We start from the raw sequence: 18862 nt of genomic DNA, 5'->3' as shown, positions 1-18862 counted from the left end.
CAGCAATACTTAATTATCATTGTTGAGTGGGGGCTCAACCAGTGGAGGCTGCTATGGCCGATACATTCAGAGAGTTCGACAAACGGCTGAGCCGGATCGACCGCAAGCGTGCGCGCATGAAGCGCGGTTACGTCACGGTGGTGGGGCGCGACGGTTTGATTGTCACCAAGCCACGGCGCATGCGCCGATCCTTGCCTTTGCGCGGCATTCTATTGCTTGTTCTGGGCTTCGTTGGCTTCAAGGCGATACTGATGGCGCATCTGGGGTTTGGAATTTATCAGGACCGGGTGGAAAGCCTGCAACGCGGGGGGCTGGCCGAACAGGCCGGGGCCGTCGTGATGGCAGCGGATCCGGTGTCCGAATTCCTGGCGATCAGGCTGCGGCCGTATTTGAAATAACGTCTGCAAACTGCCGTCGAAATCAAAAAGACCGCGCTGGGTTCAGCGCGGTCTTTTACGTTGGCGAAGTTGCCGGATCAGAATTTCTTGGCAACCTGATCGATGTCGCCACGGCACAGGCCGATATCATCCAGTTCACGGTCCGTCAGTTTGGACAGTTCGATCCGGGTCACGCGGGCGTTGTTCCACGATGCGATCGCATCGCGTACCGCAAACAAAGTGTTCGCGAAAAGCAGACCGCCGCGCGAAATATGGCTGGCCAAAGCGCCAGCCTGATACTGGGTAGATGTGTTGTCATAGACAGCCATATCAGGTTCCTCGATTAATTGGGTTACGTTCGATTATCTTAAACGGCATTTAGAGTGCCCAATTTAACCGCGCAACGGGGTGATGTTGCATAGTTCCTATGCGCTTTATGCATGGCGGTTTGTCATGGGTTTGACATATAAAAATAAGACATTTCGGCGGCTGGGCGGTGTCGTTTCCAGACCTTGCGATGCCGGAATCCGACCCGTTTTCCAAAAGTTGCCCGAAAAGTGCACATTTTGTGATCCCGACGCTTTCTTCTTGGCGTTTGTTCCTGTTTCGTGCTAGTGCATCAAAAAAGCAACAGAGCAGGGGGCAGGGATGCGGGTTTTGGGGATTGATCCCGGCTTGCGCAATCTCGGATGGGGCGTGATCGATGCCGAAGGCAGTCGACTCAGCCATGTGGCAAACGGCGTTTGCCATTCCGAAGGGGCCGATCTTGCCATGCGATTGCTGTCGCTTTACCGGCAGTTGAGCGATGTGGTCGGGCAATTCAGCCCCGATACCGCCGCGGTGGAGCAGACTTTTGTCAACAAGGATGCGGTTGGGACGCTGAAACTGGGCCAGGCGCGCGGGATTGCGTTGCTGGTGCCTGCGCAGGCGGGGCTGAGTGTGGGCGAATATGCCCCCAACAAGGTCAAGAAAACCGTGGTCGGCGTCGGCCATGCCGCCAAGCAACAGGTCGAACATATGGTCAAGATGCAGCTGCCGGGGGCAGAAATCGCCGGTCCGGACGCCGCCGACGCCTTGGCGATTGCGATCTGTCACGCACATTACATCCGCGCTCCGGGGGCGATGATGCAGGAAAGAAGGGTGCGGGCATGATTGGCAAGGTGTCCGGGCGGATTGATTATCGCGGCGAAGATCATGTTCTGATCGATGTGCGCGGGGTGGGCTATATCGTGTATTGTTCGGACCGGACTCTGGCCGCTTTGCCAGGACCGGGCGAGGCGGTGGCGCTTTATACCGATCTTCTGGTGCGTGAAGACCTGATGCAGTTGTTCGGGTTTCCAACGCTGGTGGAAAAGGAATGGCACCGGTTGTTGATGAGCGTGCAGGGGATCGGCGCCAAGGCATCGCTGGCAATTCTGGGGGCGCTGGGGGCCGATGGCGTCAGCCGGGCGATCGCGCTGGGCGATATGGCAGCGATCAAGGCGGCCAAGGGCGTTGGGCCGAAGACCGCGCAGCGGGTGATCATCGAATTGAAGGACAAGGCCCCGGCGGTGATGGCGATGGCCGGGTCGCTGGGGGCGACATTGCAGGCGACCCCGTCGACCGATGAGGTGATCGAGGAAATCGCCGCGTCGCGCCCCGCCCCGGTCGCCGCGCCACAGCCCAAGCCGCAGACCAGCGCGGTGGCGCAATCGGAGGCGCTGTCGGCGCTGGGCAATCTGGGCTATGCCCCGTCGGAAGCGGCCGGGGCGGTGGCGCAGGCGGCACAGGATGCCCCCGAAGCGGATACGTCTGACCTGATCCGCGCGGCCTTGAAGCTACTGGCACCGAAAGGGTAGGGGGATGCAGCAACTTGCCCGTGGTGACCGTACATGACCGAACCCGACAGCACCCTGCGCCCCGAACGGTTGGCCGAGGATAACGACCGCGCGTTGCGGCCGCAGGTCTTGGACGATTTCATCGGTCAGGCCGAAGCGCGCGCCAATCTGAAAGTGTTCATCCAATCGGCACGCCAGCGCGGCGAAGCGATGGATCACACCCTGTTTCACGGTCCCCCCGGATTGGGCAAGACCACGCTGGCGCAGATCATGGCGCGCGAACTGGGGGTGAATTTCCGCATGACCTCGGGTCCGGTACTGGCCAAGGCGGGCGATCTGGCCGCGATCCTGACCAATCTGGAAGAGCGCGACGTGTTGTTCATCGACGAAATTCACCGGCTGAACCCGGCGGTCGAGGAAGTGCTGTATCCGGCGCTGGAAGATTACGAACTGGATCTGGTAATCGGCGAAGGTCCCGCCGCGCGTACCGTGCGGATCGAATTGCAACCCTTCACGCTGGTCGGGGCGACCACGCGGCTGGGCCTGTTGACCACGCCGTTGCGAGACCGGTTCGGAATCCCGACCCGGTTGCAATTCTACACCGTCGAGGAACTGAACGAGATCGTCACCCGCAATGCCCGATTGTTGGGTGCGCCAGCGTCGCCCGATGGGGCGCTTGAAATCGCCCGGCGGGCGCGCGGCACGCCGCGGATCGCCGGGCGGCTGTTGCGCCGGGTGGTCGATTTCGCCGTGGTCGAGGGCGATGGCCGGGTGACGCAGCAGATTGCCGATCACGCGCTGACCCGGCTGGGGGTGGATCATCTGGGGTTGGACGGGGCCGACCGGCGCTATCTGAGCCTGATCGCGGAAAATTACGCCGGGGGGCCGGTGGGGATTGAAACGCTGTCGGCGGCGTTGAGCGAAAGCCGCGATGCGCTGGAAGAGGTGATCGAGCCGTTCCTGTTGCAGCAAGGATTGATCCAGCGCACCCCAAGGGGGCGGATGCTGGCGGCGAAAGCGTGGCGGCATCTGGGATTGAATGCGCCGCAGCAACCGGGACAGAGCGCGTTGTTCGACTAAGACGGTTTGGGTTGTCAGCGCCGGGATTCGCGTATTTTGAGAACAGTGAAAGGCAGGGCGGAGCGATCCGCAGGGGGTGGACCTTGGTGCCGGGTTTGAGGGAAAATGGGGCAAATACCTGAAGGAACCTGTATGACACCGCAAGAGATCGAAACCCTGTTCACCCGCGCCGACGGGCAATACGCTTTTGCACGCTGGGGCCGCCCGGTCGCGCCGATCGTTTTTGGCGTCGATGACGCGACGCTGAAAATCGTCAAGGGCGCGATTGAGGCGGTGGCGGCGCTGGCCGGTCATGATATGGCCGAAACCGATCCCGAGCTTGGGTCGAACATGATGTTCTTTTTCTTCCGCGATTGGGACGAATTGTTGGAGGTTCCCGATCTGGACAAGCTGATCCCCGATCTGGCGGCGCTGGTGGCGCGGCTGAACGCGGCGGGGGCGAACCAGTACCGGGCGTTCCGGTTTGACGATCAGGGCGCGATTCAGGCGGCGTTTGCGTTTGTTCGGATGGATGAACAATTGAGCGAGATGCCCGCCGAAACCTTGGCACTGTCACAGGTGGTGATGGTGATGCTGCAATGGTCAGAGCGGGCGTTTGCGACAGCGTCGCCCTTGGCGGTGGCGGGAGGTGTCACCGTGTTGCGCCCCGATATCGCCGGGGTGGTGCGGGCGGCCTATGATCCGGTATTGCCAGCGGTGGCGCAGGATGCCAGCCACGCGCTGCGGCTGTTTGCGCGGATTCAGGCGCAAACCACCGCGTCATGAGCCGTGGCGATCTGCGGCTATTCGTGGCGCTGGACCTGCCGGAGGCGTTGCGCGAGGCGTTGATGGAGGTGCAGGACGGTCTGGGCGTCGGGCGCGAAGTGCCCGAAGAAAACATGCATGTCACGTTGGCGTTTCTGGATGGCCAGTCGGCGCCGGTCGTCGATGCGTTGCATGATATGTTGTCGGCCATTCGGATGGTGCCGGTGCGGTTGACGGTGAAGGGGTTGGACCTGTTTGGTGGCCGGCGGTCCAATCTGGTGGCCGCGCGGGTCGAAAAGGTGCCGGAACTGACCGCGTTGCAGGAAAAGGTGGCGCAGGCGGCGCGGATGGCCGGGATCGATTTGCCGCGCCGGCGGTTCAAGCCGCATGTGACGCTGATGCGGTTTGCCGGCGCGATGTCGCCAGAAGCGCGGGACCGGATCGCCGCCTATATGGCCGCGCGGGGCGATCATGCGCTGGACGGTGGCGAAGCGATTTCGTTTTCGCTCTATCAATCGCATCTGCGCGAAGGCGGACCGGTTTACGAGGCGCTGGCGACCTATCCGCTGATTGTCGCAGGGTGAGCGCAATGACTTGCGCGGCGGGGTCGGGCTGTTAGGGTGCGTCGAAACAACCCCGGAGACCCGCCCAAAATGACCCACGAATTGACCATTCGCGTCTATTATGAAGACACCGACATGGCGGGGATCGTCTATTATGCCAATTACCTGCGCTATATCGAGCGCGCGCGCAGCGAATGGGTGCGCGAATTGGGCATCGATCAGCGCGCAATGAAGGATCAGGACGGGTTGGTTTTCGTGGTGCGCCGGATCGAGGCGGATTATCTGGCTTCGGCGAAACTGGACGATCTGTTGGTGGTGGAAACCGAGACGGTGCAGTTGACCGGGGTGCGCTGGATTCTGGAACAGCGGGTCAAGCGGGACGAGGATGTTTTGTTCCATGCCATCGTGACCGTTGTGGTGATGACCGAAACCGGCCATCCGAGCCGGATGCCCGCAACGGTTCGTCAGATGGTGCATTAGTCCACAGGAGCCCGGCCCGCGCCGATGCTGAAAAACGCGGTGCTTGCTGCGCATTGTGGCCCCCAAACCGACCGCCGGGGTCGAAACATCCGGCTTGGGAACGCGATTCACGTGCCCGCCTGCGATATTCCGCTCAATTCTTGGCGATATGACGCCAATTCTGTTGGTTTCCCCTTAAGGATCGGCTAGCTTTGCGGGTAATAAAGGCCCGATAAAATGGGGCCAACAAGAGCAGAGCAGGCATATGGAAACAGAAACTCTCGCCCTGGTGCAGGAGATCGATTTCTCCTTGTGGGCATTATTCGCGCGCGCCACGCTGACCGTGAAACTGGTGATGATCCTGCTGATCGTGGCCTCTTTCTGGTCTTGGTCAACCATCATTCAGAAACTGATCACCTATCGGAAGGCCCGCCGTGAAGCGGCCCGGTTCGACCGGAATTTCTGGTCCGGCGAACCGCTGGACGCGTTGTTCGAACAGATCGGGGCCGATCCCAAGGGGCATTCGGAAAAGATATTCGCCGCTGGCATGATCGAATGGCGGAGGTCGCATCGCGACGATGGCGGGCTGATCGCCGGGGCGCAGGCGCGGATCGACCGCAGCATGGACGTGGCGATTGCCAAAGAGGCCGAAGGGTTGCAAAACGGGTTGCCCATTCTGGCGACGGTCGGATCGACCGCGCCATTTGTCGGGCTGTTCGGCACCGTCTGGGGCATTATGCACGCCTTTATCAATATCGCGGAACAGCAGAATACCAACCTGGCGGTGGTGGCCCCGGGCATCGCCGAGGCGTTGCTGGCCACCGGGCTGGGCCTGCTGGCGGCGATCCCGGCGGTGGTTTTTTATAACAAACTGTCCGCCGATGCCGACCGGATCATCGCCGGATACGAAGCGTTTGCCGACGAATTTTCCACCATCCTCAGCCGCCAGTTGGACCTTTAGGTCATGGGCGCGGGCGTGATGCAGAAATCAGGTGGCGGCCGCCGGCGGCGGCACCGTCGCGGTGGTGCCAAGCCGATGTCGGAAATCAACGTGACGCCGTTTGTCGATGTCATGCTGGTCTTGTTGATCATCTTCATGGTCGCGGCCCCGCTGATGACGGTGGGCGTGCCGGTCGAATTGCCGAAAACGGCGGCCAATGCGTTGCCCGGCGAACAGGAAGAACCGCTGGCCGTGACGATCACCGCGCAAGGCGTCGTGATGATCCAGAAAACCGAGGTGCCGCGCGGCGAGTTGATCAACCGGCTGCGTGCGATCGCGGCCGAACGTCAGGGCGACCGGGTGTTCCTGCGCGCCGACGGGGCGGTGGCGTATGAAGAAGTGGTGCAGGTCATGGGCGCGCTGAACCGCGCGGGTTTCAGCAATATCGGTTTGGTGACCGATACCGGCGGGCCTGCGTTGAACGGGACGTCGGACGGGGCAGAGAACTGAGGCGGGCATGAATACCGGCCAGTATATTTCGGGCATTGCGCATTTCGGCCTGATCGGCTGGGCGCTGATCGGCGGGGTGTTTCAGCCCGCGCCGGAACCGTTCGATGTGACCGAAGTGTCGGTGATTTCCAATGCGGAATTCGAGGCGATGATGGTGCCGACGACGGGCCCGAGTCTGGAAACGGATCTGGCGGCACTGACGCCGCCGGAGCCGGATGCGGTTGAACCGGCCGCACCGCAGGCCGAAAGCCCGGACCCCGCCCCGGTGAGCGCCGAACCGGAGCAGACAGCGCCGCCGCCGGAGCCCGAAACCGCGCCGGATGTGGCCGCTTTGCTGCCGCCGGATCCGCCGACCGAGATCGAAGACGTCGCCCCGGTTCTGCTGCCGCCAACCGACGCCCCGGTCAGTGCCGCGCCGGACACCAGCCCGGCCCCGAAACCGCGGCCAGTGCCGCGGGTCGCGCCGGAACCGGTGGCCGCACCGGACCCGGAAGACCGAACCGATGATATCGCGCAAGACCAAGCGGTTGATGACAGCACGGCGGACACCCAGCAGGACCAGCAGGACCGCACCGTCGAGGAAGAAGCCGCTACCGAGATCGTGACCGAGGCCGAGCAAGGTGCCAGCCACGCCCCGAGCAGTTCAGCGCGGCCGCGTGCCCGCCCGGTTCAACGGGTGGCGCAGCCCGAAGCGGAGAGTACGACCGGCACCCAGGATGCGGTGCGCGGCGCGTTGGCAGAAGCGATGGCCGCAGGCGAGGCCGAGTCCCCGAAACCGGCCACCCCTTCGGGGCCGCCGCTGACTTCGGGCGAAAAGGACGCGCTGCGGGTCGCGGTGCAAAAATGCTGGAATACCGGCGCGCTTTCGACGGATGCGTTGAAGACGGTCGTAATTGTATCGGTGAAAATGAAACCGGACGGGTCGCCGGAGACCGAAACCATCCGCATGGTCAGCGCCAGTGGTGGCACGTCGGGATCGGCCAATCAGGCATTTCAGGCTGTCCGCCGGGCGATCATCCGCTGTGGCGCCAATGGTTTCGAACTGCCATCAGAAAAATACGACCAGTGGCGCGAGATCGAAATGACCTTCAATCCGGAGAAAATGAGGATCAAATGATGAAACAGTTTCTGACCCTCCTGTTGGCGGTTGTGGCGCTCAGCGTGCCGATAACGGCCCAGGCTGCGCCGCTTCGGATCGAAATCACCGAAGGGGTGATCGAACCGTTGCCCTTTGCCGCGCCCGATTTTGTACCCGAAAACAGCGCCGCGCGGCAGTTGGCACAGGATTTGGCGCAGGTGGTGGCCGACGATCTGGCCGGAACCGGGTTGTTCCGGCAAATCCCCGACAGCGCCTTCATCAGCCAGATTTCCAGCTTTTCCAGCCCGGTGCAATTCGCGGACTGGAAAGCGATCAATGCGCAGGCCTTGATCACCGGGGCGGTCAATCTGGAATCGAACGGTCGGCTGGTGGTCAAGTTCCGCCTGTATGACGTGTTCGCCGGTCAGGAACTGGGCGGCGGGTTGCAATTCGCCGGCACACAGGACGGGTGGCGGCGGATGGCGCATAAGGTGGCCGATGCGGTGTATAGCCGGATCACCGGAGAAGGCGGCTATTTCGACAGCCGGGTTGTCTATGTCAACGAAACCGGTCCCAAGAATGACCGCAAGAAGCGGCTGGCGATCATGGATTACGACGGTGCCAATGTGCAATATCTGACCGACAGCCGGTCGATTGTTCTGGCGCCGCGGTTTTCGCCCACCGGCGACCGTATCCTGTATACCAGCTATGAAACCGGGTTCCCGCGGATTTACCTGCTGGATGTGGCCAGCGTCCGGCGCCGGGTGCTGGAAGATCAAACCGGCACGATGAGTTTTGCGCCGCGGTTTGGGCCGGATGGGCAAACCGTGGTTTATTCGGTCACCCAAGGCGGCAACACCGATATTTATCGGATGGATGTCAGCACCGGCAGCGCCCAGCGGCTGACCAGCGCCGCTTCGATTGAAACCGCGCCCAGCTTCAGCCCGGACGGATCGCAGATCGTGTTCGAAAGCGACCGCAGCGGCACCCCGCAGATGTATATCATGTCGGCGACGGGGGGCGAACCGCGCCGGATCAGTTTCGGGCAGGGCCGCTATGGCACCCCGGTCTGGTCGCCGCGCGGCGACCTGATCGCCTTTACCAAGCAAAGCAAGGGCCGGTTCCATATCGGCGTGATGCGCACCGACGGGTCCGAGGAACGTCTGCTCACGGCTTCGTTTCTTGACGAAGGGCCGACATGGTCCCCCAATGGCCGGGTGATCATGTTCACCCGCGAAACCCAAGGCGCGGGCGGGCAGGCGAGCCTGTATTCGGTGGATATCAGCGGGCGCAACCTGAAGCGGGTGAAAACGCTGGGCGGGGCGTCTGATCCGGCCTGGTCGCCGTTGCAGAATTGAACAAAGACGACCCCAGTTGCGCAAAGTCGCCATTGGGGTCGGGAAAACCGGCAATGCGTTTCCAGCAAGCGGACAATATGCTAAGGAATGCAAAAGAAACACGAAATCGAGCGGGGCAAAAGCAATGAAATTCGTGGTACGGGCATTGATACTCACTTCGGTCCTGGCTGTGGCGGCCTGTTCCAATCCGGACCGGTTCGGCGATGATGTTTATCTGAATGGCGGCGGTGCCGCCGGGGTGGCCGGGTCGGTCGACGATCCGACGTCACCGCTGTATTTCCAGCAAGCGGTGGGCGACCGGATCTTTTTCGCGGTCGATCAATCGACGCTGAGCGACGCGGCCAAGCTGACGCTGGACGGGCAGGCGGAGTGGTTGTCGACGAACGGGGATTTTTCCGCGATCATCGAAGGCCATGCCGACGAACAGGGCACGCGCGAATATAACCTTGCGCTTGGCGCACGTCGTGCCAACACGGTGCAGGAATATCTGGTATCGCGCGGGGTGTCGCCCAGCCGTCTTAAAGTGGTCAGCTATGGCAAGGAACGCCCGATCGAGATTTGTTCGGTCGAATCCTGCTATGCCAAGAACCGGCGTGCGGTGACGGTCATTTCGGCCGGGATGTCGAGCTAAGTTAACGGAGATTTAGATGCGGTTTGTGTCTGTTGTTGCTTGTGTTGCGTTGATGATGCCATTGGCCCCGGTCGGTTGGGCGCAGGATCGTGGTCAGACCTTGGCCGATATCCGGCAGGAATTGTCAGTGCTTTACGTCGATATTCAGCAGCTCAAGCGGGAACTCAGCACCACCGGCGCACCGACGGGAGCGGGGGGTGGCGGATCGGCCTTGGCGCGGCTGGACGCGATCGAGGCGCAGATGCAGCAGCTGACTTCGAAGACCGAGGAACTGGAATACCGGATCAACCGGGTTGCCACCGATGGCGGCAACCGGGTTGGTGATCTGGAATTCCGCCTGTGCGAATTGGAAACCAACTGCGATATCGGCAAGCTGGGCGAAACCACCACACTGGGCGGGTCGGCGGGCAATGCGCCTGCAGCAGTGGTGCGTCAGGGCGAGCCGAATACACCGGAATTGGCCGTGGGCGAAGCGACCGATTTTGATCGGGCCGAAGCCGCGCTGGCCGATGGCAACAGCACCGAGGCGATAAAGATTCTCGATCAATTCATCGACGCCTATCCGGGTAGCCCGCTGACCGCGAAAGTTCAGATCGCGCGTGGCGATGCGATGGATAACCTGGGGGAAAAAACCGGATCGGCCCGCGCCTATCTGGAAGCCTTCAGCGCCGCGCCGGAAGGACCGCAGGCACCGAATGCCCTGTTCAAGCTGGGCCGCGCCTTGGGCCAGTTGGGGCAGCAATCCGAAGCCTGCGTGACGTTGAGCGAAGTTGGTGTTCGGTTCCCCGGCTCTGCGGCGGTGAGCGAAGCCGAGGCCGAACGCGCCCGGCTTGGGTGTTCGTGACCAAAGCCGATTTCACGGCAAGCCTGCGCGATACGCTTGTCACCTTGCCCGATGGCCCATTGGGGGTTGCGGTGTCGGGGGGCGGTGATTCGATGGCCTTGATGGTGCTGATGGCCGATTGGGCCAAGGCGACGGGCAGGCCGGTCTTCGCCGCAACGGTCGATCACGGATTGCGCCCCGAAGCCGCCGAAGAAGCCCGGTTCGTCGCTGCCGTGGCGGCGCGGTTGGGTCTGCGGCACGCGCTGTTGCGCTGGACCGGATGGGACGGGCGCGGCAACCTTCAGGATCAAGCGCGGCAGGCCCGCTATCGGCTGTTGGCCGACTGGGCCCGGCGGCAGGATCTGAGCGCTGTTCTGGTGGCCCATACACGCGACGATCAGGCCGAAACCCTGTTGCTGCGGATGGCGCGCGGGGCCGGGGTGGACGGGTTGGCGGCGATGGCGGACCGGTTCGTGCAGCAAGATGCCGTGTTCGTGCGGCCACTGTTGCAGGCGCGGCGCGACGATCTGCGCCGCTTCCTGCGCGACCGGGGGCAGGACTGGATTGAAGACCCCTCTAATGAAGACACTAAATTCGACCGTGTCAAAGCGCGCCAGATTTTGCCGATGCTGGCGGATTTCGGGCTGAATGCCGACCGCATGGCGCAGGTGGCGGAAAACCTGACCGAGGCCCGCGCGGCGCTGAATTGGGCCGCGCACCGGTTTGTATCCGACAACGTGAACCGGGTTGCGGGCGATTTGATCGTGACGCGTGATACGTTTCTGGACCTGCCGGCGGAATTGGCGCGTCGGATCGTGGTGCAGGCGTTGGCCTGGCTGAACGGGGCCGGGTATCCGCCGCGCCGGGCCGAGGTTGCGCATTTCCTTGCCGCGATCCGCGACGGCAAGGGGGCGACGGTGCAGGGCTGCCGGATGATGCCGCGCAAGGGCGGGTTGCATCTGTTTCGGGAATATGACGCGATCAAGGGCCTGACTGCGACGCCGGGCGCGGCTTGGGATGGCAGGTGGATTTTGACCGGGCCGGACAGCGATGGCTGCCGGATTGCCGCCTTGGGCGAAGAAGGATTGACGCAGTGTTCCGACTGGCGGGCCAGTGGCCGGCCGGCCGCTGCGGTCATGGCGGACCCTGCGGTTTGGCGTGACGGCAGATTGATTGCTGCCCCCTTGGCAGGGTTGCCGAATGGGTGGCAAGCAAAGCTTGGCCCAGAGCGCGACGATTTCGCTATCCCTCTTTTATCTCATTGAAGATACGCGCATGATCTCTATTTAAGTGTGATACCTCCTGTGATACTTGCAGGAGCATCCGAGATTTTGGGAGATTTTCCTTGGGCAACGCGAAAAATATCGCCTTCTGGGTCGTTTTGTTTCTGCTGATCCTGGCGCTGTTCAATCTGTTCAGTGGGTCGGGCAGTACGCTGCAAAGCCAAACCATCAGCTATTCCGATTTCGTACAATCGGTTGAAGATGAGAAAGTCAGCAAGGTTACGCTGGACGGCGAAAAGATCCGTTTCCGCAGCACCGATGGCCGTGACTATGTGACGATCAAGCCGGATGACGCGGAAGTTACCCAGATGCTGATCGCGGAAAATATCCCGGTTGCAGCCGAAAGCCAGGAACAGTCTGGGTTCCAAACCTTTATCCTGAGCCTGCTGCCATTCCTGTTGCTGATCGGTGTCTGGATCTATTTCATGAACCGGATGCAGGGCGGTGGCAAAGGCGGCGCGATGGGCTTTGGTAAATCCAAGGCCAAGTTGCTGACCGAAAAGCAGGGCCGCGTCACCTTTGACGATGTTGCCGGTATCGACGAAGCTAAGGAAGAACTGGAAGAAATCGTTGAATTCCTGCGCAACCCGCAGAAATTTTCCCGGCTGGGCGGCAAGATCCCCAAAGGGGCGCTGCTGGTCGGTCCTCCGGGTACCGGTAAGACGCTGCTGGCGCGCGCGATTGCAGGCGAAGCCGGGGTGCCGTTCTTTACCATTTCGGGGTCCGATTTCGTGGAAATGTTTGTCGGTGTCGGTGCATCCCGTGTGCGTGACATGTTCGAACAGGCTAAGAAAAACGCGCCTTGCATCGTTTTCATCGATGAAATCGATGCCGTGGGCCGGGCCCGTGGTGCCGGCTATGGCGGTGGCAATGACGAACGCGAACAGACATTGAACCAATTGTTGGTGGAAATGGATGGGTTCGAGGCCAATGAAGGCGTCATCATCATCGCCGCCACCAACCGGAAGGACGTTCTGGACCCTGCGCTGCTGCGTCCGGGCCGGTTCGACCGTCAGGTGACGGTGCCGAATCCCGATATCAAGGGTCGCGAAAAGATCCTCAACGTACATGCCCGCAAAACCCCGCTGGGGCCGGACGTGGACCTGCGTATCATTGCCCGCGGCACCCCAGGGTTTTCCGGTGCGGACCTGATGAACCTGGTCAACGAGGCGGCTTTGATGGCCGCCCGGATCGGGCGCCGCTTCGTCACCATGGAAGATTTCGAAAACGCCAAGGACAAGGTGATGATGGGGGCAGAGCGCCGGTCGATGGTGCTGACGCCCGATCAGAAGGAAAAGACCGCCTATCACGAAGCCGGTCATGCGGTTGTCGGGCTGACGTTGCCGAAATGCGATCCGGTTTACAAGGCGACGATCATCCCGCGCGGTGGTGCCTTGGGCATGGTGGTTTCGCTGCCGGAAATCGACCGGCTGAACTGGCACAAGTCGGAATGCGAACAGAAGCTGGCGATGACCATGGCCGGTAAGGCAGCCGAGATCCTGAAATACGGTGAAGACGAAGTGTCGAACGGTCCGGCTGGCGATATTCAGCAAGCGTCGGGTCTGGCGCGCGCGATGGTGCTGCGCTGGGGCATGTCGGACAAGGTCGGCAATATCGACTATTCCGAAGCGCATGAAGGCTATTCGGGTAACACCGCCGGGTTCTCGGTTTCGGCCCATACCAAGGAATTGGTCGAGGAAGAAGTGAAACGCTTCATTCAGGACGGTTACGAAGAAGCCCTGCGTATCCTGACCGAAAAGAAAGACGAATGGGAACGTCTGGCACAAGGGTTGCTGGAATACGAAACCCTGACCGGGGAAGAAATCAAACGGGTGATGAAGGGCGAACCGCCGCATGCCGGATCGGATGACGACACCCCGGATGAAGGCAACGCCCCATCGGTCACCGCCATTCCCAAGACCAAGCCCAAGTCGAAGCCGAAAGGCGACGGCGGGATGGAACCGGAACCTTCGGTTTGATCTGATCAACAAACCCCGCCCATTGGGCGGGGTTTTTCTTTGTATTGCTTCATGAAATCCGTCTTTGCGCGACCGATCCTGAACGCGTTGACCCCGGTATAACAGCAGGCGCTGTGCCCGGATGGCAGCGTGCTGTTCGCGGTCCGGCGGTTGCTTTTCGTGCTGCGCACCGTCAGTTGATCGCCATTGTCGCAGCGCGAAACGTCGCGGGACCGGCAGCGGCAGGAGAGGATGATCGCGGCCACACGAAAGCCATTGAGGCAACCGCCCGGTTGCGCCATGGTGGCCGCATAAAGCCACGGAGACCCGCGCATCATGCCTGCCCTGAAGCCGACAAATTTCACTGCTCGTATCACTTGGCTTGGCTATGTGCCCGACCGGGATCACAGCCTGCGCGCCGAACCGTTGAAACGGGCCGATCTGACTTGGGCCGGGATCGCGGGCGAAGCCCATGGCGGTGTGACCCGGCGGTCTTGCAGCCGGGTGATTGCGCAATATCCGCGCGGCACCCAAATCCGCAATGTGCGGCAATTGTCGGTGCTGTCGGCGGAAGAATTGGCCAAGATTGCAGAAACGATCGGTGCGGATGATTTCGATCCCCGTTGGGTCGGGGCGTCGATGGTGATCGAAGGCATTCCAGATTTCACCCATGTGCCGCCGTCATCGCGGTTGCAGGCCCCGTCCGGGGCGAGCTTGGTGATCGATATGGAAAACCGGCCCTGCCATTTGCCCGCGCCGGTGATTTGCGAAGACCTGCCAGAGGCGGGCAAGCGGTTCAAGCAGGCGGCTGCGGGCAAGCGCGGCGTCACCGCTTGGGTGGAACGCGAAGGGGCGGTGCAACTGGGCGATATCCTGACCCTGCACATCCCTGATCAGCCCACTTGGACGCATCTGGACAAGGCGCGTGGATAAGGCGTTGAGAGCCGATTGAAGGCAAATAGATTTCGCTGCGACGTTTCAGACCGTGGATCGGTCGGATTTGCGGTTCCTTCCCGGAGGCTGCATGCGCTAAGGCGAAAGAGAGACATGCGAACAGCAAGCCCGGGGAGGGTGTGATGAGCTATAAATCCGATATCGAGATTGCCCGCGAAGCCAACAAGAAACCGATTCAGGACATCGGGGCCAAGCTGGGCATCGGTACGGAACATTTGCTGCCTTATGGTCATGACAAGGCCAAGATCAGCCAACCGTTTATCAACGGCCTGAAAGACCGTGACAATGGCAAGCTGATCCTGGTGACCGCGATCAACCCGACACCTGCAGGCGAGGGCAAGACCACCACCACCGTGGGGTTGGGCGACGGGTTGAACCGGATCGGCAAGTCCGCCGCGATCTGTATCCGCGAAGCCAGCCTCGGTCCGTGTTTCGGGATGAAGGGCGGCGCGGCGGGCGGCGGCTATGCCCAAGTGGTGCCGATGGAAGAAATGAACCTGCATTTTACCGGTGATTTTCACGCCATCACCAGCGCCCATAACCTGCTGAGCGCGATGATCGACAACCATATCTATTGGGGCAACGATCTGGAAATCGACGAACGCCGGATCGTCTGGCGCCGGGTGATGGACATGAACGACCGCGCATTGCGCGAAGTCGTGGTTGGTCTTGGCGGCGTAAGCAACGGGTTCCCGCGTCAGGGTGGTTTTGACATTACCGTGGCGTCTGAAGTCATGGCGATCCTGTGCCTGGCCGTTGATCTGAAGGATTTGCAAAAACGACTGGGCGATATCATTGTCGCCTACCGGCGCGACCGCAGCCCGATTTATGCCCGCGACATCAAGGCCGATGGCGCGATGACCGTGCTTTTGAAGGACGCGATGCAGCCCAATCTGGTGCAGACGCTGGAAAACAACCCCGCCTTCGTGCATGGCGGGCCGTTCGCCAATATCGCCCATGGCTGTAATTCGGTGATCGCCACCACCACGGCGCTGAAACTGGCCGATTACGTGGTGACCGAAGCCGGGTTCGGAGCCGATCTGGGGGCCGAAAAATTCATGAATATCAAGTGCCGCAAGGCCGGGATAGCGCCTGACGCGGTGGTGATCGTTGCCACGGTGCGGGCGATGAAGATGAACGGCGGCGTTGCCAAGGCCGATTTGGGGGCGGAAAATGTTGAGGCGGTCGAATTGGGCTGCCCCAATCTGGGCCAACATATCGCCAATGTGAAAAGCTTCGGCGTACCGGTGGTGGTGGCGATCAACCATTTCGTCACCGATACCGAGGCCGAGATCCAAGCGGTCAAGGATTACGTCGACAGTCAGGGTAGCGAAGCGATCCTGTGCCAGCATTGGGAAAAGGGCAGTGCGGGCACCGAAGAATTGGCGACGCGGGTGGCTGAATTGGCCGATAGCGGGCTGAGCCAGTTTGCACCGCTTTATCCCGATGACATGCCGCTGTTTGAAAAGGTCGAAACCATCGCCAAGCGGATCTACCGCGCCGATGAAGTGCTGGCCGATCAGAAGATCCGCGACCAGCTGCACGCTTGGGAACAGGCGGGATATGGCCATTTGCCGATCTGCATGGCCAAGACGCAATACAGCTTTTCCACCGATCCCAACCTGCGCGGTGCGCCGACCGGCCATTCGGTGCCGGTGCGCGAGGTCCGTCTGAGTGCGGGGGCTGGCTTCGTCGTGGTGATCTGCGGCGAAATCATGACCATGCCGGGCCTGCCGCGGGTCCCCAGCGCCGAGGCGATCATGCTGAACGACGCGGGTCAAATCGAAGGCCTGTTCTGATCGTGCCGGGTTTCCGTTGCGGTGCGGTCCGGATCGCATCGGAAACCTGCGCTGCGCCGCTTGGGGCGGTTTTTGCCGGTGCCGGACTGGTGCTTGCCGCGTTCCGGCGCTAGAGCACGGGCAGCAACCGAAACGCAATCAACGATCGGGCGGCGCTGCCCGGTATCGGATCAGGAAAGGTCGGTCTTATGGTGGCGACGATAATCGACGGCAAGGCCTTTGCGGCCACGGTACGGGGCAAGGTGGCGGGCCATGTGGCGCGGTTGAAGGCCGATCACGGGATCATCCCCGGTCTGGCTGTTGTTCTGGTTGGTGAAGATCCGGCCAGTCAGGTCTATGTCCGGTCCAAGGGCAAGATGACCGTCGAAGTGGGAATGAATTCCTATGAACACAAGCTGGAAGCCGACACGTCCGAGGCCGACCTGTTGGCGCTGATCGATCAGTTGAATACCGATCCCGAGGTGCATGGCATTTTGGTGCAACTGCCGCTGCCCGGCCATCTGAACGAAGCTTTGGTGATCAATGCCATCGATCCGGCCAAGGATGTGGACGGGTTCCACATTTCCAATGTCGGGCTGTTGGCTACCGGGCAAAAGGCGATGGTGCCCTGCACGCCGCTGGGCTGCCTGATGATGCTGCGCGACCATCTCGGATCGCTGTCGGGGCTGAACGCGGTGGTGATTGGCCGGTCCAATATCGTCGGCAAGCCGATGGCGCAGCTTTTGCTGGGTGACAGTTGCACCGTGACCATCGCCCATAGCCGCACCAAGGATATTCTGGCGGTCAGCCGCCGCGCCGATATCGTGGTTGCCGCCGTGGGGCGGCCGCAAATGGTGACCGGTGATTGGATCAAACCCGGCGCAACCGTGATCGACGTGGGCATCAACCGGATCGATGCACCGGAAAAGGGCGAAGGCAAAACCCGGCTGGTCGGGGATTGCGATTTTGACAGCTGCGCCGAAGTTGCCGGCGCGATCACCCCGGTGCCCGGTGGCGTCGGGCCGATGACCATCGCCTGCCTGCTGGCCAATACCGTCACCGCGTGCAGCCGTGCGCATGGGTTGGCCGAACCCGAAGGGTTGACCGCCTGAGCGGTCAGATCGTCACCGGCACCATAGTGCCCTGCATCAGCGCGATCAGCTTTTCCTGATCGCCGTCGCGGGCGAAGACATCGGATGTCACCACGATCAGCCGTCGTCCCGGTTTCACCACCTTGCCGCGCGCGATCAGCAGGTCGCCTTTGGCCGGTGACAATAAGTTGATCTTGATTTCCGAGGTCAGCACTTCGCAGTCTTCGGGGATCACCGACAAGGCGGCATATCCGGCGGCGGTATCGCCGATGGCGAAGGTCAGCGCAGCATGGCCAAACCCCTGCTGTTGCAGCGATCCGGGCAGCAGCGGAGCGGTGATTTCGCATTGGCCATCTGCCACCGAAACAAGCTTGGCGCCGAGTGTTTTCATCATGGATTGGGCGTCGAAACTTGCCTGTATTTTACCGGTGACCGTCATTTCCATCCCCCCGAAATGTTTAAAAGCTATGGTTTGCCTGTCGTCCTAAAGACATGGAGTTGTCTTGCCGACGTTTATTGCAGTAAACCACTGGAAAGTCATTGTTTTGCGTTCTTAGCCCGTTTCAGGTGTCCAAATGAATACTCTTGTTTTTCGTGCTTTTCGGCACACATTTTCCTATCCGCCTGTTGCGATCTGGTCGTTGATGGCCATCGGGGCGGCAATCATGGGACCCTTTGGAACCTATTCGGTGTTCGGATGGTGGGCGCGGGTGGCCTATTGGTTCGTGATATGCGGCAGTTCGGTCTTCGTGGCCTATCTGGTGCGGGTGGGGGTTAGCCATTTCGTCCGCGACGACAACAGTTTTCTGTTTGATACGCTCAATGTGTTCGGCTTCACGTTGGTGTTCTCGCCCATTGCCTATGGTCTGACCGTTATCCTGTCGTTCGACCTGACAGGGACCATTCCGCCGGCTTGGCAGATGATCCTGTTCGTGTTCCTTGTTGCGACCATGGTGAATGCATTCCGCAGAGTGCATCGGAACAGTCAACTTTCACATTTTGCAGCAGAAGAAACCGGCAGCCTGCATTTCGAAGGCAAAGACGGCGATGGCGACGTGATCACGGACGAACCGCCACAGCAAAATTCCGCAACGTCGGATTGCCGCCTGTTGGAACGCCTGCCCGATGATATCCGCGCCCCGATCTTGCATCTGAGCGCCCGGGATCACTTCGTTGATGTTGAAACCCAGACCGCGCTTTATAGTTTGCGGATGCGGTTTTCCGATGCCGTGGCCGAAATGAACGGGGTCGAAGGGTTCAACACCCATAGATCGCATTGGGTCGCCCGCGAAGCCATTCGCAGTGATGTGAACAAGGATGGCAAGCTGTTCCTGGTACTGACCAATGGCACCGAAGTGCCGGTCAGCCGCAGTTTCCGCCCGCAACTGATCGCGGCGGGGGTGATCGCGGTCGGCTGA

22 protein-coding genes are annotated in these 18862 nt (G+C 61.2%); 19 read left to right on the top strand and 3 right to left on the bottom strand.

Annotated features, from left to right (window positions below; translation table 11 throughout):
• Positions 1-53: 53 nt before the first annotated feature.
• Positions 54-398, top strand: coding sequence for a hypothetical protein (locus TG4357_RS05920; protein WP_058261944.1), 345 nt, complete (start codon positions 54-56; stop codon positions 396-398).
• 77 nt (positions 399-475) lie between these two features.
• Here TG4357_RS05920 and TG4357_RS05915 read toward each other — a convergent pair whose 3' ends face one another.
• Positions 476-706 carry a DUF1127 domain-containing protein gene (locus tag TG4357_RS05915; protein WP_058261943.1) on the bottom strand — a complete coding sequence of 77 codons (231 nt, stop codon included), beginning with the start codon at positions 704-706 and terminating at the stop codon, positions 476-478.
• Positions 707-1025: 319 nt separating this feature from the next.
• Here TG4357_RS05915 and ruvC point away from each other — a divergent pair, with 319 nt between their 5' ends.
• The 14 genes from ruvC to ftsH all read left to right on the top strand — a co-directional run bounded on the left by ruvC (position 1026) and on the right by ftsH (position 13642).
• Positions 1026-1529, top strand: coding sequence for a crossover junction endodeoxyribonuclease RuvC (ruvC, locus tag TG4357_RS05910; RefSeq protein ID WP_058261942.1), 504 nt, complete (start codon positions 1026-1028; stop codon positions 1527-1529).
• Complete coding sequence (ruvA, locus tag TG4357_RS05905; RefSeq protein ID WP_058261941.1) at positions 1526-2215, top strand: Holliday junction branch migration protein RuvA; 690 nt, start codon at positions 1526-1528, stop codon at positions 2213-2215. The genes ruvC and ruvA overlap by 4 nt, the downstream gene beginning before the upstream one ends.
• A gap of 33 nt (positions 2216-2248) precedes the next feature.
• Complete coding sequence (gene ruvB / locus TG4357_RS05900) at positions 2249-3274, top strand: Holliday junction branch migration DNA helicase RuvB (RefSeq protein ID WP_058261940.1); 1026 nt, start codon at positions 2249-2251, stop codon at positions 3272-3274.
• A 132-nt stretch (positions 3275-3406) separates the two neighbouring features.
• Entirely contained in the window at positions 3407-4039 is a 633-nt protein-coding gene (locus tag TG4357_RS05895) for a hypothetical protein (protein ID WP_058261939.1), read from the top strand.
• Positions 4036-4602, top strand: coding sequence for an RNA 2',3'-cyclic phosphodiesterase (gene thpR / locus TG4357_RS05890; protein ID WP_058261938.1), 567 nt, complete (start codon positions 4036-4038; stop codon positions 4600-4602). The genes TG4357_RS05895 and thpR overlap by 4 nt, the downstream gene beginning before the upstream one ends.
• A gap of 69 nt (positions 4603-4671) precedes the next feature.
• Positions 4672-5061: a tol-pal system-associated acyl-CoA thioesterase gene (ybgC, locus tag TG4357_RS05885; RefSeq protein ID WP_058261937.1), complete on the top strand. Its 390-nt coding sequence runs from the start codon at positions 4672-4674 to the stop codon at positions 5059-5061.
• Between the two features lie 244 nt (positions 5062-5305).
• Entirely contained in the window at positions 5306-6001 is a 696-nt protein-coding gene (gene tolQ, locus TG4357_RS05880) for a protein TolQ (protein ID WP_058261936.1), read from the top strand.
• A gap of 3 nt (positions 6002-6004) precedes the next feature.
• Complete coding sequence (gene tolR / locus TG4357_RS05875) at positions 6005-6490, top strand: protein TolR (protein WP_058261935.1); 486 nt, start codon at positions 6005-6007, stop codon at positions 6488-6490.
• A gap of 7 nt (positions 6491-6497) precedes the next feature.
• Positions 6498-7607: a cell envelope integrity protein TolA gene (gene tolA, locus TG4357_RS05870; protein ID WP_058261934.1), complete on the top strand. Its 1110-nt coding sequence runs from the start codon at positions 6498-6500 to the stop codon at positions 7605-7607.
• Positions 7604-8926 (top strand): Tol-Pal system beta propeller repeat protein TolB, encoded by a 1323-nt coding sequence (tolB, locus tag TG4357_RS05865; RefSeq protein WP_058261933.1) that lies wholly within the window; start codon positions 7604-7606, stop codon positions 8924-8926. The genes tolA and tolB overlap by 4 nt, the downstream gene beginning before the upstream one ends.
• Before the next feature lie 124 nt (positions 8927-9050).
• Positions 9051-9557, top strand: coding sequence for a peptidoglycan-associated lipoprotein Pal (pal, locus tag TG4357_RS05860; RefSeq protein WP_058261932.1), 507 nt, complete (start codon positions 9051-9053; stop codon positions 9555-9557).
• Positions 9558-9573: 16 nt separating this feature from the next.
• The gene (locus tag TG4357_RS05855) at positions 9574-10401 is read left to right on the top strand and encodes a tetratricopeptide repeat protein (RefSeq protein WP_058261931.1); all 828 of its coding nucleotides are present in this window, start codon (positions 9574-9576) and stop codon (positions 10399-10401) included.
• Complete coding sequence (gene tilS / locus TG4357_RS05850) at positions 10398-11645, top strand: tRNA lysidine(34) synthetase TilS (protein WP_082644099.1); 1248 nt, start codon at positions 10398-10400, stop codon at positions 11643-11645. The genes TG4357_RS05855 and tilS overlap by 4 nt, the downstream gene beginning before the upstream one ends.
• 80 nt (positions 11646-11725) lie before the next feature.
• A complete protein-coding gene (ftsH, locus tag TG4357_RS05845) occupies positions 11726-13642 on the top strand; it encodes an ATP-dependent zinc metalloprotease FtsH (RefSeq protein WP_058261930.1) in 1917 nt (638 codons plus the stop codon).
• A 5-nt stretch (positions 13643-13647) separates the two neighbouring features.
• Here ftsH and TG4357_RS19450 read toward each other — a convergent pair whose 3' ends face one another.
• The gene (locus tag TG4357_RS19450) at positions 13648-13956 is read right to left on the bottom strand and encodes a hypothetical protein (protein WP_139193666.1); all 309 of its coding nucleotides are present in this window, start codon (positions 13954-13956) and stop codon (positions 13648-13650) included.
• A gap of 1 nt (position 13957) precedes the next feature.
• Between TG4357_RS19450 and TG4357_RS05835 the strand changes: the two genes are divergently transcribed.
• The 3 genes from TG4357_RS05835 (at position 13958) to folD (ending at position 17465) form a co-directional block, all read left to right on the top strand.
• Entirely contained in the window at positions 13958-14554 is a 597-nt protein-coding gene (locus TG4357_RS05835; RefSeq protein WP_058261928.1) for an MOSC domain-containing protein, read from the top strand.
• A 143-nt stretch (positions 14555-14697) separates the two neighbouring features.
• Positions 14698-16374 (top strand): formate--tetrahydrofolate ligase, encoded by a 1677-nt coding sequence (locus tag TG4357_RS05830; protein ID WP_058261927.1) that lies wholly within the window; start codon positions 14698-14700, stop codon positions 16372-16374.
• A gap of 188 nt (positions 16375-16562) precedes the next feature.
• Complete coding sequence (gene folD, locus TG4357_RS05825; RefSeq protein WP_058261926.1) at positions 16563-17465, top strand: bifunctional methylenetetrahydrofolate dehydrogenase/methenyltetrahydrofolate cyclohydrolase FolD; 903 nt, start codon at positions 16563-16565, stop codon at positions 17463-17465.
• A 4-nt stretch (positions 17466-17469) separates the two neighbouring features.
• Here the strand turns inward: folD and TG4357_RS05820 are convergent, their stop codons facing one another.
• Entirely contained in the window at positions 17470-17883 is a 414-nt protein-coding gene (locus tag TG4357_RS05820; RefSeq protein ID WP_425329308.1) for a PaaI family thioesterase, read from the bottom strand.
• A 136-nt stretch (positions 17884-18019) separates the two neighbouring features.
• Here TG4357_RS05820 and TG4357_RS05815 point away from each other — a divergent pair, with 136 nt between their 5' ends.
• Complete coding sequence (locus tag TG4357_RS05815; RefSeq protein WP_058261924.1) at positions 18020-18862, top strand: LytTR family DNA-binding domain-containing protein; 843 nt, start codon at positions 18020-18022, stop codon at positions 18860-18862.

Source organism: Thalassovita gelatinovora (assembly GCF_001458355.1).
Taxonomy (GTDB): Bacteria; Pseudomonadota; Alphaproteobacteria; order Rhodobacterales; family Rhodobacteraceae; genus Thalassobius; species Thalassobius gelatinovorus.
Note: the sequence above shows the minus strand (reverse complement) of the source record. Positions and strands in the feature narration are given on the sequence as shown.

Excerpts from the sequence above, each read along its gene's own strand:
- TG4357_RS05920 (WP_058261944.1), top strand. The coding sequence starts at position 54 with ATGGCCGATACATTCAGAGAGTTCGACAAACGGCTGAGCCGGATCGAC.
- TG4357_RS05915 (WP_058261943.1), bottom strand. The coding sequence starts at position 706 with ATGGCTGTCTATGACAACACATCTACCCAGTATCAGGCTGGCGCTTTG.
- ruvC (WP_058261942.1), top strand. The coding sequence starts at position 1,026 with ATGCGGGTTTTGGGGATTGATCCCGGCTTGCGCAATCTCGGATGGGGC.
- ruvA (WP_058261941.1), top strand. The coding sequence starts at position 1,526 with ATGATTGGCAAGGTGTCCGGGCGGATTGATTATCGCGGCGAAGATCAT.
- ruvB (WP_058261940.1), top strand. The coding sequence starts at position 2,249 with ATGACCGAACCCGACAGCACCCTGCGCCCCGAACGGTTGGCCGAGGAT.
- TG4357_RS05895 (WP_058261939.1), top strand. The coding sequence starts at position 3,407 with ATGACACCGCAAGAGATCGAAACCCTGTTCACCCGCGCCGACGGGCAA.
- thpR (WP_058261938.1), top strand. The coding sequence starts at position 4,036 with ATGAGCCGTGGCGATCTGCGGCTATTCGTGGCGCTGGACCTGCCGGAG.
- ybgC (WP_058261937.1), top strand. The coding sequence starts at position 4,672 with ATGACCCACGAATTGACCATTCGCGTCTATTATGAAGACACCGACATG.
- tolQ (WP_058261936.1), top strand. The coding sequence starts at position 5,306 with ATGGAAACAGAAACTCTCGCCCTGGTGCAGGAGATCGATTTCTCCTTG.
- tolR (WP_058261935.1), top strand. The coding sequence starts at position 6,005 with ATGGGCGCGGGCGTGATGCAGAAATCAGGTGGCGGCCGCCGGCGGCGG.
- tolA (WP_058261934.1), top strand. The coding sequence starts at position 6,498 with ATGAATACCGGCCAGTATATTTCGGGCATTGCGCATTTCGGCCTGATC.
- tolB (WP_058261933.1), top strand. The coding sequence starts at position 7,604 with ATGATGAAACAGTTTCTGACCCTCCTGTTGGCGGTTGTGGCGCTCAGC.
- pal (WP_058261932.1), top strand. The coding sequence starts at position 9,051 with ATGAAATTCGTGGTACGGGCATTGATACTCACTTCGGTCCTGGCTGTG.
- TG4357_RS05855 (WP_058261931.1), top strand. The coding sequence starts at position 9,574 with ATGCGGTTTGTGTCTGTTGTTGCTTGTGTTGCGTTGATGATGCCATTG.
- TG4357_RS19450 (WP_139193666.1), bottom strand. The coding sequence starts at position 13,956 with ATGCGCGGGTCTCCGTGGCTTTATGCGGCCACCATGGCGCAACCGGGC.
- TG4357_RS05835 (WP_058261928.1), top strand. The coding sequence starts at position 13,958 with ATGCCTGCCCTGAAGCCGACAAATTTCACTGCTCGTATCACTTGGCTT.
- TG4357_RS05830 (WP_058261927.1), top strand. The coding sequence starts at position 14,698 with ATGAGCTATAAATCCGATATCGAGATTGCCCGCGAAGCCAACAAGAAA.
- folD (WP_058261926.1), top strand. The coding sequence starts at position 16,563 with ATGGTGGCGACGATAATCGACGGCAAGGCCTTTGCGGCCACGGTACGG.
- TG4357_RS05820 (WP_425329308.1), bottom strand. The coding sequence starts at position 17,883 with ATGACGGTCACCGGTAAAATACAGGCAAGTTTCGACGCCCAATCCATG.
- TG4357_RS05815 (WP_058261924.1), top strand. The coding sequence starts at position 18,020 with ATGAATACTCTTGTTTTTCGTGCTTTTCGGCACACATTTTCCTATCCG.